General features: G+C 64.9%; 15 protein-coding genes. 6 read left to right on the top strand and 9 right to left on the bottom strand.

From position 1 onward, the window contains the following. Nucleotides 1-15 precede the first annotated feature (15 nt). The 4 genes from LJE63_07475 to LJE63_07460 all read right to left on the bottom strand — a co-directional run bounded on the left by LJE63_07475 (nt 16) and on the right by LJE63_07460 (nt 7,018). The gene (locus LJE63_07475) at nt 16-1,086 is read right to left on the bottom strand and encodes a 4Fe-4S dicluster domain-containing protein (protein MCG6906449.1); all 1,071 of its coding nucleotides are present in this window, start codon (nt 1,084-1,086) and stop codon (nt 16-18) included. A 52-nt stretch (nt 1,087-1,138) separates the two neighbouring features. Further along, nucleotides 1,139-2,086: a 4Fe-4S dicluster domain-containing protein gene (locus LJE63_07470; protein MCG6906448.1), complete on the bottom strand. Its 948-nt coding sequence runs from the start codon at nt 2,084-2,086 to the stop codon at nt 1,139-1,141. Nucleotide 2,087: 1 nt separating this feature from the next. After that, nucleotides 2,088-2,519, bottom strand: a complete 432-nt coding sequence (locus LJE63_07465) for a hydrogenase iron-sulfur subunit (protein ID MCG6906447.1) — start codon at nt 2,517-2,519, stop codon at nt 2,088-2,090. Nucleotides 2,520-2,581: 62 nt separating this feature from the next. Continuing rightward, nucleotides 2,582-7,018, bottom strand: coding sequence for an FAD-dependent oxidoreductase (locus tag LJE63_07460; protein ID MCG6906446.1), 4,437 nt, complete (start codon nt 7,016-7,018; stop codon nt 2,582-2,584). A 286-nt stretch (nt 7,019-7,304) separates the two neighbouring features. Between LJE63_07460 and miaA the strand changes: the two genes are divergently transcribed. The 6 genes from miaA to LJE63_07430 all read left to right on the top strand — a co-directional run bounded on the left by miaA (nt 7,305) and on the right by LJE63_07430 (nt 13,170). Beyond that, a complete protein-coding gene (gene miaA / locus LJE63_07455) occupies nt 7,305-8,282 on the top strand; it encodes a tRNA (adenosine(37)-N6)-dimethylallyltransferase MiaA (protein ID MCG6906445.1) in 978 nt (325 codons plus the stop codon). Between the two features lie 117 nt (nt 8,283-8,399). Next, complete coding sequence (locus LJE63_07450) at nt 8,400-9,773, top strand: sigma 54-interacting transcriptional regulator (protein ID MCG6906444.1); 1,374 nt, start codon at nt 8,400-8,402, stop codon at nt 9,771-9,773. 83 nt (nt 9,774-9,856) lie between these two features. Beyond that, on the top strand, nt 9,857-10,627 hold the full coding sequence (locus LJE63_07445) for an alpha/beta hydrolase (protein ID MCG6906443.1): 771 nt from the start codon (nt 9,857-9,859) through the stop codon (nt 10,625-10,627). A 349-nt stretch (nt 10,628-10,976) separates the two neighbouring features. After that, nucleotides 10,977-11,390: a hypothetical protein gene (locus LJE63_07440; protein MCG6906442.1), complete on the top strand. Its 414-nt coding sequence runs from the start codon at nt 10,977-10,979 to the stop codon at nt 11,388-11,390. A gap of 65 nt (nt 11,391-11,455) precedes the next feature. Next, a complete protein-coding gene (locus tag LJE63_07435; GenBank protein ID MCG6906441.1) occupies nt 11,456-12,313 on the top strand; it encodes an ATP-binding protein in 858 nt (285 codons plus the stop codon). Continuing rightward, a complete protein-coding gene (locus tag LJE63_07430; protein MCG6906440.1) occupies nt 12,310-13,170 on the top strand; it encodes a 4Fe-4S binding protein in 861 nt (286 codons plus the stop codon). The genes LJE63_07435 and LJE63_07430 overlap by 4 nt, the downstream gene beginning before the upstream one ends. A 21-nt stretch (nt 13,171-13,191) precedes the next feature. On the opposite strand, the gene LJE63_07425 is transcribed toward LJE63_07430, so the two are convergent. The 5 genes from LJE63_07425 to LJE63_07405 form a co-directional block, all read right to left on the bottom strand. Beyond that, entirely contained in the window at nt 13,192-13,599 is a 408-nt protein-coding gene (locus LJE63_07425; protein ID MCG6906439.1) for a threonyl-tRNA synthetase editing domain-containing protein, read from the bottom strand. A 1-nt stretch (nt 13,600) separates the two neighbouring features. Beyond that, nucleotides 13,601-14,641 carry a low-specificity L-threonine aldolase gene (ltaE, locus tag LJE63_07420; protein MCG6906438.1) on the bottom strand — a complete coding sequence of 347 codons (1,041 nt, stop codon included), beginning with the start codon at nt 14,639-14,641 and terminating at the stop codon, nt 13,601-13,603. A gap of 216 nt (nt 14,642-14,857) precedes the next feature. Then, nucleotides 14,858-15,562 (bottom strand): FadR family transcriptional regulator, encoded by a 705-nt coding sequence (locus LJE63_07415; protein ID MCG6906437.1) that lies wholly within the window; start codon nt 15,560-15,562, stop codon nt 14,858-14,860. Further along, nucleotides 15,559-16,866, bottom strand: coding sequence for a (Fe-S)-binding protein (locus LJE63_07410; GenBank protein ID MCG6906436.1), 1,308 nt, complete (start codon nt 16,864-16,866; stop codon nt 15,559-15,561). Before LJE63_07410 ends, LJE63_07415 begins: the two co-directional genes overlap by 4 nt. 2 nt (nt 16,867-16,868) lie before the next feature. Then, nucleotides 16,869-17,447, bottom strand: a 579-nt coding sequence (locus LJE63_07405; GenBank protein ID MCG6906435.1) for a glycolate oxidase subunit GlcD, incomplete at its 5' end; no start/stop codon positions are given.

The raw sequence follows: 17,447 nt of genomic DNA, 5'->3' as shown, positions 1-17,447 counted from the left end.
CTCTACCCCCTTTTCTCACGCAGCCGGTATGGCGCAGGCCGTGGCGTCGAAGTGGTTCATCAGGTTGCATACCCTGCGGATATCGATATTCACCGGGCACAGGCGGATGCAGCGCCCGCAGCCGACGCACTGAATGCCGTCGCCATACTTGTCGACGTAGTATTTCAGCTTGTGCATGAAGCGTTGACGCACCCGTTGGGTCTTCTGGTTGCGCGGGTTGTGCCCGGAGCCGTGGTGGGTGAAGAGCGGGTACATGCAGCTGTCCCAGTTGCGGTAGCGGATGCCTTCTTTTCCATGGACTTCGTCCTGGATGTCAAAGCACCAGCAAGTGGGACAGACGTAGGTGCAGGTGCCGCAGTTGATGCAGGAGAAGGCCACCTCCTGCCAAAACGGGGCCTCAAAGAGGGGATTGATTTTCTGGTCTTTGAGTTTGGCGGTCGGCACCCGCGAGACAATCCGCTCCTCGGCCGCAGCGCGCAGCTCCTGAAGGCGGCTCTCGGCCGCCTGGGCATCGGTTGCGTCGCCCCAGCCGGCGGCCTCGACCAGAGACGCGCCCTTGGGAGTCAGCACCTTGGCCAGGTACGTGCCGCCTTCGTCGGCCAGCAGCAGATCCAGGCCGGCCTCATGAAAGGGGCCGCTGCCGGCCGTGGTGCAGAAGCAGGTGCTGCAGGGAGCGCTGCAGGCCAGACCGACGAAAGTGGTGGCCTCATAGGCCTTGACCCAATAGGGATCGCGGTATTCGGGGGTGTCGAAGTTTTTGCGCACCAGCAGAAAGGCGTCGGCATCGCAGGGGCGAATGCCGATCACTGCGCACGGGGCGTAATCCTTCTCGGCTTCGCGCAAAATGTGGTGATCAGCCTGGGTTTCGTCCAGCGAGAAGTCGAACATTTTCTCCGACTGCGGGTAAATGAGGGCTTTGGGGGAACGGCGGGTGTTGATGTAGGCCATGTCCGGCCGTTGCCCGGCCTCAAGCGCCTTGAACTCGTGGAAATTGCCCTCCTTCACCGGCCCGAACAGGCGGTATGCCGCAGCGAGTCGCGCCAGCCCCGCCTCCCACGCGTTTTTGTCGATTTTTACAAACGTCATCTTGGTTGCCCTTATGGGCGACGCCCGTCCCTCGGGGACAGCTGCCGCCAAATTATTTTATGAAAATTTCGGGATCATCGAGCTTGTAGGTATCCAGCGGCGGACGCTGGTCAAGCGACATCCCGGCCTCCCAACCGTAGAGTTCGAAGCAGTCTTTTTCCAGCTTTTTGGTGAAGACCCGCATGTTGATGCCCATCGGACAGGCCCTTTCGCAGGCGCCGCAATCGGTGCAGCGCCCGGCGCAGTGATAGGCCCGCAGGAAGTGAAAGGTCCGGGTATCGATGGGGTCGATGCTTTTGCCGACCCACTGGGGGCGGGATTCATCCACGAAACAGGTGGGGCAGTAGCACAGCGGGCAGGCATTGCGGCAGGCGTAACAGCGGATGCAGGTGGCCAAAATTTCATCGAAATACGCCCAGCGCTCTTGGACATCCATGGCCTCGATGCGGCGCTCCTCCACGTAGCGGTCGACATCCTGCTGTTCCGGCACCGGTTCGGCGACCAGTTCGTCGTAAATCACGGGGTTGCGGTGAATGCAGAGGCGGCAGTTGGCCTGCAGCACATCCGCCTTGTCGAAGGTTTGTTCGAAGCCCCGGCCGGAGACCACCACCCGCTCACCGGATTCGACCACCTTGAGGATCTCCCCGTCGACCCGGTCGCTGATCCCGTGCCGATCGATCATCCCCTGGCAGGGCACCCCGATGATGTGGAGCTGTTCGCGTTTGACCTTGTTTTCGATGATGTGGGTGACGATATTGCGCGAATCACAGCCCTTGGCCAGCACCGCGATCTTCTCCTTGCGGTCGGTGAGATAGTTGGTCAGGTTGATGCCGCAGTTGCTGTCCCACACCAGGTTGGCGGCTTCCATGGGGTTTTTGACGAAGTACGGTTCATTCATCATGGGAACGGTTCCCTTGCGGAAACCGATGACCATCTCGACCGTCTTTTCGGTCAGGAGCCTTGCGGCGATTTCTCTAATCTTTTCGGTATATCCTGTCATGTTAAGCCACCTTGGCCACGGTTTTGACAAAGTTCCGGTTGGGGCCCAGCGCTTTGATGCTGGCGGTCACGTCCTTGACCACCTCGACAAACTTGTTGGACTCGGCCGAGGATACCCACGAGAGCTGAATCCGGTCCGGCTCAACCCCCATGTGGGCCATGAGATTTCGAAACAACTCGTATTTCCGACGGGCGTAGTAATTACCTTCCAGGTAATGGCAGTCGCCGGGATGTCACCCCGAAACCCAGACGCCGTCAGCCCCCTGGCGCAGCGCCGCCAGGGCGAACTTGGGACTCATGCGACCCGTACAGGGAATCCGGATCACCCGGATGTTGGGGGGATACTGCATCCGGCTGACGCCGGCCAGGTCGGCAGCGCCGTAGCTGCACCAGTTGCAGAGAAAAGCAACGATTTTGGGTTCCCACTCCGACATTGGACACGCTCCTTTATTTAAGTGCGAACGGTGCCGGCCGCCACGACGGCCGGCACCGTTGGTTAGATGGCCTCGATCATGGCAAAGATCTGGTCGTTGTCAAAGCCCCGCAGGCGGATGGCGCCCGACCGGCAGGAGGCCACGCACAGGCCGCAGCCCTTGCAAAGCGCCGGGTTGATCTGGGCCTTGCCGGCGAACATCCCCTTCTCGGTAAAAGACGGCGCCGAGTAAGGGCAGATGGACACGCAGACCCCGCAGCTGCTGCAGATGGCCTGCTGCACCGAGGCGACCTCGCCGCTGGTGTGGATCTTTTCGCGCGCCAGGAGGGTCACCGCCCGTGATGCCGCAGCCTGCCCCTGAACCACCGATTCGTCGATCGACTTGGGGTAGTGCGCCAGGCCGCAGAGGAAAACGCCGTCGGTGGCGAACTCCGAGGGCCCCAGCTTGGCGTGGCGCTCCACGAAAAACCCGTCGGCGTTCAGCGGCACCTTGAAGAACTGGGCCAGTTGCTCGTCGCGGGAGGGCAAGATGGCCGTCGCCAGATGGACCAGGTCGGCATCGATCGCCAGCGGCAGCCCCAGCACATGGTCGGTCACCCGCACGATGAGCTGCCCGTCTGCCACCGTCACCTCGGGCTTGCGGTCCAGGCTGTAGCGAATGAAGACAACGCCGGCCTCGCGGGCCTTCTTGTAAATCGCCTCCCGCTCGCCGTAGGTCCGGATATCGCGGTAGAGAATGTAGATGCCGGCCTCGGGGCTGCGGCGCTTGAGTTCCAGGGCGGATTCAAGCGCGTGCGTGCAGCACACCCGGGAGCAGTAGGGCCGCTCGGGTTCGCGCGAGCCCACGCACTGGATGAAGACCGCCGACCCCACCGCTTTCAGGGCCGGGTCGTCGGCGATCAACATGCGGTCGACCTCCAGGCTGGTCTTGACCCGTGGGTCCTGGCCGTAGAGATACTCCGCCGGCTTGTGTTCGGCCCCGCCGGTGGCGACCACCGCAACGCCGTGTTCGACCACCTGCTGATCATCGCCCGCGGCGAGGGTGGATTTGAAGTTCCCCACAAACCCTTCAAGGCCCGCCAGGTGCGACTTCAGGTGCAGCCGGATGTTCTCTTGGGCCTCCACCGCCTGGATCAATTCGGCCACCCGCCCCTGGATGTCCTCCCCCTTCCAGGTTCGGTAGAGGCTCAGGGCCTGTCCGCCGAGCCGGTCCGATTTTTCCACCAGATGGGTTTCGTACCCCTGGCGGGCCAGACTCAGGGCGGCGGTCATGCCGGCGATGCCGCCGCCGACCACCATCGCCGCCTGGTTGATGTTGAGCTCCGTTTCCTGCAGCGGCTCTTTCAGGGCCACCTTGGCCACCGCCATGCGCACCAGGTCCTTGGCCTTCTCGGTGGCGATTTCGGGGTTGTTCTTGTGGACCCACGAATCCTGGTTGCGGATGTTGACCATCTCGAAAAGGTAGCGGTTCAGGCCCGCATTGATCAAGGTTTCCTGAAAGAGCGGCTCATGGGTCTTGGGGGTGCAGGCCGCCACGACGATGCGGTTCAGGTCGTGCTCCCGGATGGTCTCGGTCATTTTGTCCTGGGTGTCCTGGGAGCAGGAGTAGAGATTGTCGGTCACGAACTCGACATAGGGCAGGGCGGCGGCATAATCCCGCACCGCAGGTACGTCCACCACCCCGGAAATGTTGATGCCACAGTTGCAGACGAAAACGCCGATCCGGGGGCGCTCGCCGACCACATTGGTTTCCGGCACGATCTCCGGCACCCGGGTCAGGGTATTGCGCGCCGGACTGAGCATCTCGCCTGCGGCGGTGGCCGCGGCGCTGGCGTCCACCACCGACTGGGGGATGTCCTTGGGGCCCTGGAAGGCGCCGCAAACGAAGACCCCCGGCCGCGAGGTGGCCACCGGCGCGAAGCTGCTGGTCTGGCAGAAATTTCCCGGGGTCAGCTCAACGTCCAGCGATCGGGCCAGTTCGACCAGCTCCGGCGGGGTTTCCAGCCCGACGGAGAGGACGATCATGTCGAAGACCTCTTCGACCATTTCGCCGCTTTCGGTCACGTAGCGGATTTCCAGGTCGTCGCTGCCGGGCAGGGGCCGGATGGTGTGCACCCGGGAGCGCACGAAGCGGATGCCGTGGTCCTTTTTGGCCCCCTCGTAGTAGCGCTCGAAGTCCTTGCCGAAGGTTCGCATGTCCATGAAGAAAATGCTGCATTCCAGATCGTCGCCGGCGTGCTCCTTGGAAATCACCGCCTCCTTGATGGCGTACATGCAGCACACCGAGGAGCAGTAGCTGTTGTTGCAGCGGTTCTGGTCACGGGAGCCGACACACTGGAACCAGGCGATCTTTTTGGGCTCCTTGTGGTCCGAGGGCCGCACCAGATGCCCGCCGAAAGGCCCGGAGGCCGACAGGATGCGCTCGTACTGCATCGCGGTGACGACGTTGGGCAGGCTGTCGTAGCCGTAAAAGTCCAGCCGCGACGGATCGTAGGGTTTGAAACCGGGCGCCAGCACGATCGCCCCCACGTCCAGACTTTCGCTTCGCCGCTGCTGGGCGTGGGTGTCCAGTGTCAGGGCGCCCGCACCGCAGACCTTGACGCACTCGAAACACTCGCAGCAGACCATGCAGTTGAGGCACTTGGCGGCCTCGGTCACGGCCTGCTCTTCGGTGAAGCCTTTTTCCACCTCTTCGAAGCCGGCCAATCGGGCCGCCATCGGGATGCGCTCCATGTGCGCCCGGGGCTGCCGCGCAATGCTCTCGGGTATCGGGTTGAAGTCCCGCTGGGGCGCCTCCAACGGCTCGCGGCCGGCAGCGAGGTCCGCACCATCGATATAACGGGCGATGGAAACCGCCGCCTCGCGCCCGGCGGCCACCGCGCCGATGGCGATCCAGGGCCCCGACTGGGCGTCGCCGCCGGCGAAAACCCCCTTGCGGGTGGTTTCGCAGGTGATCGGATCGGCCACAATGGTCCCCCACGAGGTCAGCTCGACGCCGCTTGAGCCTTCCAGAAAACCGGGATTGACCCGCTGCCCGATGGCCGGGATGATCGTATCGCAAGCCACCACGAACTCGCTGCCCGCAACCGGCACCGGCCGGCGCCGGCCGCTTTTGTCCGGCTCGCCAAGCTCCATGCGCACGCACTCCAGCCCGGCGACCTTCCCGTTTTCCACCACCACCTTGACCGGGGCCAGCAGAAAATCGATCGCCACGCCCTCCTCCAGGGCGTCTTCGACCTCCTCGTTGCGCGCGGGCATCTCCGTCCGCGTCCGGCGATAGAGGATGCTGACCTTCTCGGCCCCCATCCGCAGTGCCGAACGGGCCGCATCGATCGCCACATCGCCGCCGCCCACGATCACCACGTGCCCCGCGACCGTCTTGCGCTCGTAGAGCGCCGCCTCCCGCAGGAAGCGCACGCCGGTGACCACCCCCTCGGCGTCTTCATCGGGGATGTTGAGCTTCATGCTGGCGTGGGCCCCCACGGCGATATAAACCGCCTGGAAGCCATCGGCGGTGAGGCTGTCGAGGGTGATATCGCGCCCCAGGGCGGTGTTGTAACGTATCTCGACCCCCAGGCGGGTGATCGCAGCGATTTCCTTTTCAAGCACCGTAGGCGGCAGCCGGTAATCGGGGATCCCCACCCGCAGCATCCCGCCGCCCACCGGCAGGGCCTCGAAAATCGTGACCTGAAAACCGTCCAGGGCCAGAAAATGGGCGGCCGTCAAACCCGCCGGACCGGCGCCGATGATGGCGACCTTCTCCTTGCGCGGGGTGATCTCCGGCAGCGGGGATTCCTCCACATCCACCTGATCGGCCACGAAGCGCTTGAGGGTGCAGATGGAGATCGGCGCATCGACCTCCTGGCGCCGGCAGGCGTCTTCGCAGGGGTGCGGACAGACCCGGCCGATCACTCCCGGCAGCGGTAGGGTGCGCTGAATGACCGCCAGCGCCTCGGGGTATTTCTGCTGGGCCACCAGGGACACGTAGGCATGGGCGTTGACATGGTTGGGGCAACCGTTGGTGCAGGGGGATCGGTCCTTTTTGGTGATCGCATAAGCCCCCGGAACCGCCTGGGCGTAAGGCCGGTAGGTGGCCTTGCGGGCGCCCAGCCCCTGTTCGAAGACACTCGGCAGACTCACCGGGCAGACCTCGGCGCAGTCGCCGCAACCGGTGCATTTTTTAAGATCGATATAGCGGGCGCCCGTGTTCAGGGTGATGTTGAAATTCCCCGCCGTACCAGTAACTTCCGCGATTTCCGAAAGGGTGTGCAACTCGATGTTCAGATGCCGGCCGACCTCGACCAGTTTCGGGGAGATAATTCACATTGCACAGTCATTGGTGGGAAAGGTCTTGTCCAGCTGGGCCATGGCCCCGCCGATGGACGGGCTTTTTTCAACCAGGTGAACGTAATACCCGGAATCGGCGAGGTCCAGGGCCGACTGCATTCCGGCGATTCCGCCACCGACGACCATCACCGAACCGACGACATCTTTTGACATGATACCTGTCTCCTGAGATAATTGAGCGCGGACACCGGCCGCTTCAGACAGCGGCCCGAAGGGCGGGCGGTTGCGACCCAGTTGGCGTTTCTGTTAGTGCGGGGCCAAAGTTTTTAATTATTGATCTGAAACTTTTTTGTCAAGCACAATCCAGGTTTTAGAAATGACCACAGGGTTTTCAATGGACGAACGGTTTTTGCGGTTGTAAAAATTTGATGATTTTTTTCTCGAGCGCCATGCCCCCCGGTTTCGACCGCGCGCACCATTCGTCAGCAGAGGCCAGCGCATGCAGACATCTGACCCCCGGCCCGCGATCGTGGTCATTTGCGGCCCCACCGGGGTCGGCAAAACCGGCGCGGCGATAGCCGCCGCGAAGCACTTCAACGGCGAAATTATCGGGTCCGACTCGGTTCAGATCTACCGCCGGCTGGACATCGGCAGCGCCAAGCCGACCCGGGCGGAGCGGGACGCGGTACCCCACCACCTGGTGGATATTCTGGAGCCCGATGCGGCCTTTGACGCCCGCCGGTTTGCGGAGATGGCCGGCGCCGTGATCCGAAGGCTTTCAGCGGCGGGCAAGGTGCCCTTTGTGGTCGGCGGCACGGGCCTCTATATCAAGGCCCTGCTTCACGGGCTTTTTGAGCCGCCGGCGGCCTGCCGTGCGACCCGCCGGCGGCTGCAGCAGGAAGCCGCCGCGGGCGGCGGCGCGGCCCTGCACCAGCGTCTGGCGGCCTGCGACCCCGCGGCCGCACGCCGGATTCATCCCAACGACAGCGTTCGCATCGTTCGGGCGCTGGAAATTTTCGAGGCCACCGGCCGCCCCATTTCGGACTTCCACGCCCGCCACCGGTTTGCCGCAAGCCCCTTTCGGACCATCAAAATCGGTCTGCGGCTGGAGCGCAGCCAGCTCTATGAGCGCATCAACCGGCGGGTGGAGGCCATGCTGGCCGAGGGGTTGCTGGCCGAGGTGGCCGGGCTGCTGCAGATGGGCTTCGACCCGGGCCTGAAACCCCTGCAGTCTTTGGGCTACCGGCACATGATCGCCCATCTCAACGGCACGCTGTCGCTGGCAGAGACGCTGCGCACCCTCAAGCGCGACACCCGTCGCTACGCCAAACGTCAGATGACCTGGTTTGCGGCCGACCCGACGATCATCTGGACCACGCCCACCGAACTGCCGCAACTCTATCCCCAGATCGCGGCTTTTCTGGCGCAGGCCGCAGAACGGGGGGGCGCGATTGACAAACCCCGGGCGGACATTTAACCTAACAGGTGCAAAAGCGCATCCACCGTTGTCCGGTCTGGCGCCAGGTCCCAGCCGAAGCCCAGGTTTGGATGCGGCTCCGGGCGCGACCGACCTTTTCAACCCAAGAAATTGCCCATGCCCTCTTCGTTGGAGCAGCAAACCCAAATCATTCTCGACAGCATTGCCGACGGCGTATTCACGGTCGACAAGCAATGGCGGATCACATCGTTCAACCGGGCAGCCGAGCAGATCACCGGCATCAGCCGCGCCGAGGCCATCAACCGCCACTGCTGGGAGGTTTTTCGCGCCAGCATCTGCGAGCAGCGCTGTGCACTGCGGGAAACCATGGAAACCGGCCGCCCGCTGGTCAACCAGTCGATTTTCATCGTCAACGTGGCGGGCGACCGGGTCCCAATCAGCATCTCCACCGCGCTGCTGCGCAACAAAAACGGAGAGATCATCGGCGGTGTCGAAACCTTCCGGGACCTCAGCGTGGTGGAGGAGCTGCGCAAGGAACTGGCCGGATCCCACACGTTTTTGGACATCATCAGCAAAAACCGGGAGATGCAGGCGCTTTTCGCCATGCTGGAGCAGATCGCGGAGAGCAACGCCTCGGTCCTGCTGGAGGGCGAAAGCGGCACCGGCAAGGAACTCTTCGCCAAGGCCATCCATTCCCTCAGCCCGCGGCGCAACGGCCCCATGATCACGGTCAACTGCGCCGCGCTGCCCGACAGTCTGCTGGAATCCGAGCTTTTCGGCTACAAGGCCGGGGCCTTCACCGACGCCCGCAAGGACAAACCGGGGCGCCTGGCGCGCGCCGCCGGCGGAACCCTCTTTCTGGATGAAATCGGAGACATATCCCCGATGCTGCAGGTCCGGCTGCTGCGGGTGCTCCAGGACCGACGCTACGAGCCGCTTGGCAGCACCCGTTCGGAGACCGCCGATGTGCGCATCGTCACCGCCACCAACCACAACCTGGAGGAACTCGTCGCCGAGGGCCGCTTCCGCCAGGACCTTTTCTACCGCATCAACGTGATCAAAATGACCCTTCCGCCGCTGCGGGCGCGCAAGGAGGACATCCCGTTGCTGGTGGCCCACTTCCTCCGCAAATACAGCCATCTCAACGGCAAGGAGATCCAGGGGGTCGCCCCGGAGGTGATGCCGCTCTTGATGGCCCACGATTTTCCGGGCAATGTCCGCGAACTGGAAAATATCGTCGAATACGCCACGGTGGTCTGTAAAAACAGCCGGATCGGAATCGAACACTTACCCCGCCACTTCCAGCCGCAGGATCTGCCCGCGGCGCCGCGTGCAGCCGGTGCCAGCCACGCCAGCCGGGCATCGTTCAACGAACTCAGCCGCAGTTTCATCTACGCCGAACTGAAGAAAAACAACTGGAACCGCAAGCTGACCGCGGCTCAGCTGGGCATCCACCCCTCGACCCTGTGGCGCCGGATCAAACGGCTGAAGGTCAGGCTGCCCTCCCAGGACGGCCGCCACCGCAACTGAGGGGCGAGTGCCAGCCCCTGGTGCATTGACCTTGATTGCCTCGCCTGAATCCGCTCTTTCACACCCCGGCGCCAGGAGGCCTTATGCCATACACCCAACTGGGAACGGAGAAAATTTTTTACGACCACAGCCCCGCCAGCGGCCGCCGCGTCCTGCTGCCGATCCACGGCTCCGGCGCCGACCATCGCAGCTGGCCTGATGGGCTGCGGCACCTGCCCGCTGCGGCTGTGTTCACGCCCGACCTTCCCGGCCACGGGCGCTCCACCGGCAGCGGCCGCAGCCGGGTCTCGGACTATGCGGATGTCGTCACCGCCTTTGTCGAACGCCTGGCTCTTAATAACGTCGTTCTGATGGGCCACTCCCTGGGCGGGGCGATCGTCCTGGATCTTGCCCTGCGCGCACCCGATTGGCTGGCCGCCATCGTCCTGGTGGGCACCGGCGCCCGCCTGAAGGTCGACCCGGCAATTCGCGACGGCCTGCTCTGCGACCATGACGCCGCCGTGGAGCGCATCTGCCAGTTGGCCTTCGGCCCCCAGGCCGCGGCGGCGCTCGTTGGCCGCTTCCGCCAGGGGCTGCAGCAGACGCCGCCGGCCGTCACCCACGGCGATTACAGCGCCTGCAACCGGTTCGACATCATGGGCCGGCTGGGCGCCGTCAGCGTCCCGACCCTGGTGGTCACCGGCAGCGCCGACCTCCTGACCCCGCCCAAATACGGGGCGTATCTGCGGGACCACATTCCGGGAGCACAGATGGCGCTGATCCCGAACGCCGGGCACATGCTGGCCCTGGAAAACCCGGAGGCGCTGATCGGCCGCCTCAGGGCCTTCCTCGAGGCCTGCGTCCCTCCGCCCTGAGGCCCGGCCGGCGCGCCGTCAGCATCCCGCGGGCCGAAGCGGAGGCCGGGGCGGGGTTGCCGCCACATTGTTGCGCAAGCGCAAATCCGTCGGACCCGGAGTCAATTGCGCCCATGCAACACCACAAGCCTGCCAAACCGCCCACCCCTCCGGCACCAGACTATTTTTGACTGGATTCTGGTATAGTTGTAAATAATTGAGACCCTCTTCCGGCATGGCACGGCATGTGCTGGCTGAAACCGTGGACAGCGGGGGGCTTTTTCGCCTGTCACACAGCCACAGACCGGCCGGGTTGCGCTTTCTACACCACAGGACCCGGACGCCCCTGGAACCATGGCACGGAGAGGTCATGCAGCCCGAACCGCCCTTCAGATCCGGTGACCCCGGGCGGCAGTTGAGGATCATCATCCCCGTCTGGGAGGAGAAGGTCTCCCCGCTGCTGGACACCGCCCGGCGCCTGCTGCTGGTGGAAGCTCAAGACAAGGTCGTCACTTCCCGCTGCGAGGTGTTTCTGGACGAAGCGGACCTCTCCCGGCGCTGCTTTCGGATCTGGCGCCTCAAGGCGGATGTCCTGATCTGCGGGGCGGTGTCGCGCGCCTTTGCGCGCCTGCTGGCGGCCGAACCCGGGCTGACCATCATCCAGGGGATATCCGGGCCGGCAGGGGATGTGCTCCAGGCCTTTCTGCGGGGAACACTGAACCGCCCAAGGTTCTGGCTGCCCGGCAGCCGCGGCCGGCAGCCCCGCAGCGGCGGCCTCCCCTGAGCGCACATCGACAAGCTGCGGGCGCCTGCGCCCGAAACCATCAACCTGTTAGGGAGCATCCCGACATGATCATCAGTATTGCCAGCGGAAAAGGCGGAACCGGCAAAACCACCGTCGCCACCAACCTGGCCGTGGCCCTCGGCAACGGCGTCCAGCTACTGGACTGCGATGTGGAGGAGCCCAACGCCCACCTCTTTCTGCACCCCACCCTGACCGCCACCGATACGGTGACCACCCCGGTGCCGGTGGTGGATGAAGACAAATGCACCTTTTGCGGCCAGTGCGGCGAGATTTGCGCATTCAAGGCGATCGTGGTCGTGGGGGAAACCGTGTTGCCCTTTCACGAGCTCTGCCACAGCTGCGGTGGCTGCATGGCGGTCTGCCCTGTGGATGCGATCACCGAAACCGGCCGCGAACTGGGGGTTATCGAAAGCGGGCACAGCCACGGCGTCGACTTCGTCCACGGCCGCCTGCGCATCGGCGAGGCCATGTCCCCCCCGCTGATCAAGGCCGTGCGGGCCCGCACGCGTCCGGACGGCCTGACCATCATCGACGCGCCGCCGGGGACCTCCTGCCCGGTCATCGCGGCCATGAAAGGCACCGATTTCGTGCTGCTGGTGACCGAGCCCACCCCTTTCGGCCTGCACGATCTCAAGCTTGCGGTGGGCGCCGTGCGCGCCTTGGGGCTGCCCTGCGGCCTGGTGATCAACCGCGCCGACATCGGCGATGACGCGGTCGGCAATTATGCCCGCCAGGAGGGGGTGCCCATTCTGATGGAAATCCCGTTCGACCGGCGGATCGCCGAGGCCTATTCCCGCGGCGAGCTTGTGGTGACGGCGCTGCCGGAGTGGAAACCCAAATTTGTGAAACTCTTCGAGGCCATCGCGGCCATCGTCAGAAATACGGGGGCGAAATCGGAATGAAAGAACTGATTATCATCAGCGGCAAGGGCGGCACCGGAAAGACCAGCCTGGTGGCGGCCTTCGCCGCCCTGGCCGAGAACAAGGTCCTGTGCGACGCCGATGTGGATGCAGCCGACCTGCACCTGATCATGAACCCCGAGGTGCGCGAGCGCCACGACTTCGTCTCCGGCCGCACGGCGCTGATCGACCCGGAGCGCTGCACGGCCTGCGGCACCTGCCGTGAGATGTGCCGCTTTGACGCCATCGATGAGGATTTCAGGGTCAAGCCCATCGACTGCGAGGGATGCGGGGTGTGCGTCCATTTCTGCCCGGAGAAGGCGATCGATTTCCCGCTCAACACCTGCGGCGAATGGTACCTCTCCGAAACCCGCTTCGGCCCGATGGTGCACGCCCAGCTGCATATCGCCGAGGAAAACTCGGGCAAGCTGGTCTCCCTGGTGCGCCGGGAGGCCCGCCAGCTGGCCGAAAAGAGAGGGCTCACGCTGCTTTTGACCGACGGCCCGCCGGGGGTCGGCTGCCCGGTGATCGCCGCCATCGGCGGCGCCAGCGCCGTCCTGATCGTCACCGAACCGACGGTTTCGGGGCGGCATGACATGCAGCGGGTCGTGCAACTGGCCGATCATTTCAAGGTGCGCCCGATGCTCTGCATCAACAAGGCCGACCTCAACCCGGCGGCCAGCGACGAGATCGCGGCCTATGCCCACGACAGGGGCATGGCCTTCCTGGGAACGGTCCCCTTCGACCCGGTTTTCACCCACGCCATGGTAAACGGCCAGACGGTGGTCGAATACGCCCCCGAGGCCGCGGCCACCCGGGCGGTGGCCGCCATCTGGGAAGCGCTCAAGGCCATGATGTGAACAGCCCAAAAAAAGATGAGATCAGAAGGCCTTGTAGATCCGGGCCAGGGGATGTCCTTTGGCCGCAATTTCCAGGTCCAGAAAATACCCGTAGGGGGTCTGGAGGGTGGTGTAGCCGGCGCCGTTCAGACGTTCTGCGGCGCGCGTCAAGAGCTGCCGCGCGGCTTCCGGCGGGGCCTTGGCCTCCCCCAGGTGGGTGAAGGAGTGCAGCACGACCCGCTGTATCTCCCACTTGCGCGCCACCCACTTGGCGTTTTTGACCAGCTTGGTTTCAGCCGGGCTGCCGGGGTCCGTGTCCTGGGGCTCCACATGAACGAAGGCCACCACCACATCCCGCTCTTCGGCCGCCTCGGCCGCCGGCGCATCCTCCAGAGTTTTGAGGGCCGGCCGCCAGCCGAAGCGCCCGCAGTACCAGAACATGACCCGCATGTCAGCCAGCCTCCAGCACGGAGCGGATGGTGTCCACCGCCCAATCGGTGTCATCGGCCGTGACCTGGTAATGGGTGACCGCCCGCAGGGACCGCGGCCCCAGCGCCAGGACACGGACCCCCCGGGCGCCGAGTTTGGCGGCCAACGCCGGTGCGCTCAGGGCCGGGTGAACCACATCGAAAAAAACGATATTGGTGTATACCCGGTCGGGATCCAGTCTCAGGCCGTCGGTGGCCGCCAGCCGCCGCGCCAAATGACGGGCATTGTGGTGGTCTTCGGCCAGCCGCGCCACCATCTCCTCCAGGGCCACGATCCCGGCGGCCGCCAACACGCCGGCCTGGCGCATCCCGCCGCCGACCTGTTTGCGCATCCGGCGCGCCCGGGCGATGAAGGCCGCCGAACCGCAGACCAGGGAACCCACCGGGGCCGCCAGCCCCTTGCTGAGACAGAATGAGACCGAATCGGCCGGCCCCGCCAGGGCGGCCGCCGACTCGCCCAGCGCCACGGCGGCGTTGAACAGGCGCGCGCCGTCGACGTGCAGCTTCAGCCCACAGCGCCGGGCGAGCGCCCCCGCCTGCTGCATGTAGGCGACGCCCAGGGGGGCGCCGCTGCAGCGGTTGTGGGTATTTTCCAAAATCAGCAGCCGGCTGGCCGGGAAGTGGATGTCCTCGCCGCGGACGGCCGCTTCGACCGCCGCCAGATCCAGGGTGCCGTCGGGCTGGTTGGGCACCGTGCGCGGGTGGATCCCGCCGACGGCCGCACACCCGCCCTGCTCATAGTAGAAGACGTGGGACTGGTCCCCCAGGATCACCTCGTCGCCCCGGCCGCAGTGACTCAACTGGCTCACCAGGTTGGCCATGGTGCCGCTGGCGACGAACAGCGCCGCGGCCTTGCCGGTAAGTTCCGCCGCCATTTCCTCCAGGCGCCTCACAGTGGGGTCCTCGCCGTAAACGTCGTCGCCCACCTCGGCGGCGGCCATGGCCGCGCGCATGGCCGCCGTGGGGCGGGTGAGGGTGTCGGAGCGCAGGTCAACGATTCGCATGGCCACCTCTTGCCGGGATTGTGGGGTTTGGAAAAGCGGAAGGGTCCGCCCGCGCCCGCTGCAGAAACGAACGGAGCTTGGCACTTCAGGCGTTGATTATTTGAAGAGAGCGGGGGATTGTCAACCCATTTTTAAAGCGCCGCGCGGTCGCCCACAGCCCGGCACGGCGCCGGCGATGCAGCCGCCGGCGGGCAAAACGGGCCTGGGAATCCCTGCCTAGCGGCTTTTGAAGAAGTTGACGACGAAGGTAATGTGCCGCCTCATGGCCTCCAGTGCGGCCTGTTCATCGTGAGCCCGAATGGCATCGGAGATGGCGGTGTGCTGCGCCACAATCAGATCGAGGTTGCCCGGAACCTCGTAGAGCTGCCTGAGGCTCTCCCTGATCCCCACGAAGAGAAAATCATAGAAATTGCGCATGATGTAAATCTGCAGGGGATTTTTGGTGGCATAGGCGACGGCCATGTGAAACGAGGTGTCGGCCTGGGTGCCCAGCCGCCCGGAACGAATGGCGCGGGTCATCTCCTTGAGGCTGCTTTCAAGAAACTGGACGTCCTTCTCGTCGGCGCGCCGGGCGGCCAGGGCGGCCGCGTTGCACTCCAGCCCCATGCGTACTTCCAGCAGATCCTGAACAGAAGCCCCCTGGCTTTCCATCGCCATCGCGACGACGTTTTGGGCCGCGGCATCCTGGCGGCGCACAAAGGTCCCCTGACCCTGGCGGTGCTCCAACAGCCCCAGCACCACCAGCTTGTTGATGGCGTTGCGGACCGTGGTGCGGCTGACGTTCAGGGCCTCGGCCAATTCACGCTCGGGCATCAGCTGATCGCCGGGATTGAGTTTGCCCCGGAAAATAAGCTCCCGCAACTGCTCAAAAACCTGGTCGGAAATGCGCTTGGGCGTGATCGGTTTCAAGGAGAGTGTCATGTCTTCGTTCCCAGGGATTCGGCATACAGTTCCAGCGGGTGCCGGACCGCCACGCGGTCCCCGGCGCGTGAAAGGGCGTCGGAGAGCTGCAGCATGCAGGCCGGACAGCCCGTGGCCACGACCGCCGCGCCGGAGGCCTGAACGTTGTCGCGTTTGCGCTGCCCGATGGCGGCGGACAAATCGTAGTACTGCAAGTTGAAGCTGCCGCCCATGCCGCAGCAGGTGTCGGCCTCGGGCATTTCCACCAGGCGGTAATCCGGGTTGGCCGCGAGCACCGCCCGCGGCTGAGCGGCGACGCCCAGGGATTTCTTGAGGTGGCAGGGGTCGTGGTAGGTCACCGCCACGGGGTCGCCGCCCTTGCGCCGTTCGCGCGCCGGCAACCCGACCTCATCCACCAGGAGCTGATTGATGTCCAAGGCTTTGGCGGCCATTTTTTCGGCCCGGGCCCGCAGGGCGGCCGTCTCTTCCCGCAGCATCACCGGCCACAGTTTGCGGATCGTGGCGGTACAGGTAGCGCAGGCGGTGACCAGGCAATCCCAACGGCGGGCCTCGAAAAGGGCAAGATTGTGCCGCACCAGCCGCCCGAAGGTCTGGGTGTCCCCGGCGGAAAGCGCCGGAATCCCGCAGCAGGCCTGCCCGGACGGCATAAAGACGCCGACCCCGTGAAACCGCAGAACCTCCACGGCTGCCCGGGCGATATCGGGAAAGAATTTGTCCAGCAGGCAGCCGACGAAAAAGGCCACCCGCGGGCGCCCCCTTTGCGGCGCACTGTCCAGTCCGGGCTGCAGGTGGTGGAAGGGCTTCGGGGCCAGGCCCCGGAAATGCCGGTCCCCGATCAGCGGGGTCGTGATCCGCGCACAGGAGGTGCCGATCACATCGTTGACCTCGCGGGTGAAGATATTCTGAAATCTGGCGCCCCAGGCCATCAGGTTGTCGAACAGCTCGGGGTGGGCCAGCATCCCCCGTAAAACCGCTTTCTTGGCCGGCGGCAACCCCATGAAGCCCGTCAAAATCGCCCGGGCCTGCAGAAAAATCTCCGTCACGCTGACCCCGCTGGGGCAGTTGGCCGCACAGGAGCCGCAGAGCAGGCAGCGGTTGAGGCGTTCGTACACCCCCCGGGGGTCTTGGAACATCTCCTGCAACAGCCCATCGAGCAGCGCGAGCTTGCCGCGCGCCACGTCCGCCTCGCGCCCGGTCTGGGAAAACACCGGGCAGACCGCCTGGCACATGCCGCAGCGCATGCACACCACCAGCTGATCCTCCAGCCTTTTCATCAAGCGGACGAGTTCCTGCATGCTGGCCATGGTCAGCCTCCGATGATCTTGCCCGGGTTGAGGATGTTGTGAGGGTCCAGGGCGGCCTTGACCCTCTTGGAATACAGGATCGTCGCCGGGCTGGTCTCCTTTTCCAGAAAACACGACTTGGCGATGCCGGTACCGTGCTCGCCGGAGAGGGTGCCGCCCAGGGCCAGGGCCCGGTCGAAAATGTCCGCGATGGCGGCCTCCACCTTTTGCCACTCGGCCTTGTCGCGGCGGTCGGTAAGGATCGTGGGGTGCAGGTTGCCGTCACCGGCATGCCCGAAGGTGCCGATGGCAATGCCGTAGCGGGCGCTGATGGACTGAATGGCCCTGACCATCGCGGGGATCTGACTGCGGGGGACCGTGGCGTCCTCCAGCACCAGGGTCGGACGGAGTTTGGCAAGCGCCGAGAGCGCCGTTCGGCGGGCGGCCCAGACCTTGTCGCGTTCCGCCGCGCTTTGCGCCACCCGGATATCGGCGGCGCCCTTGCGGCGGCAGATGGCCTCGACCTTGGCGGCATCATCCTGCACCTGGGCGGGGTGGCCGTCGACCTCGATCAGCAGCAGCGCCGCCGCCTCTTTGGGCAG

The organism is Desulfobacteraceae bacterium, from assembly GCA_022340425.1.
Classification (GTDB): Bacteria; Desulfobacterota; Desulfobacteria; order Desulfobacterales; family JAABRJ01; genus JAABRJ01.
The sequence above is the reverse complement of the archived record's forward strand: the minus strand, read 5'-3'. Positions and strand labels throughout refer to the sequence as shown.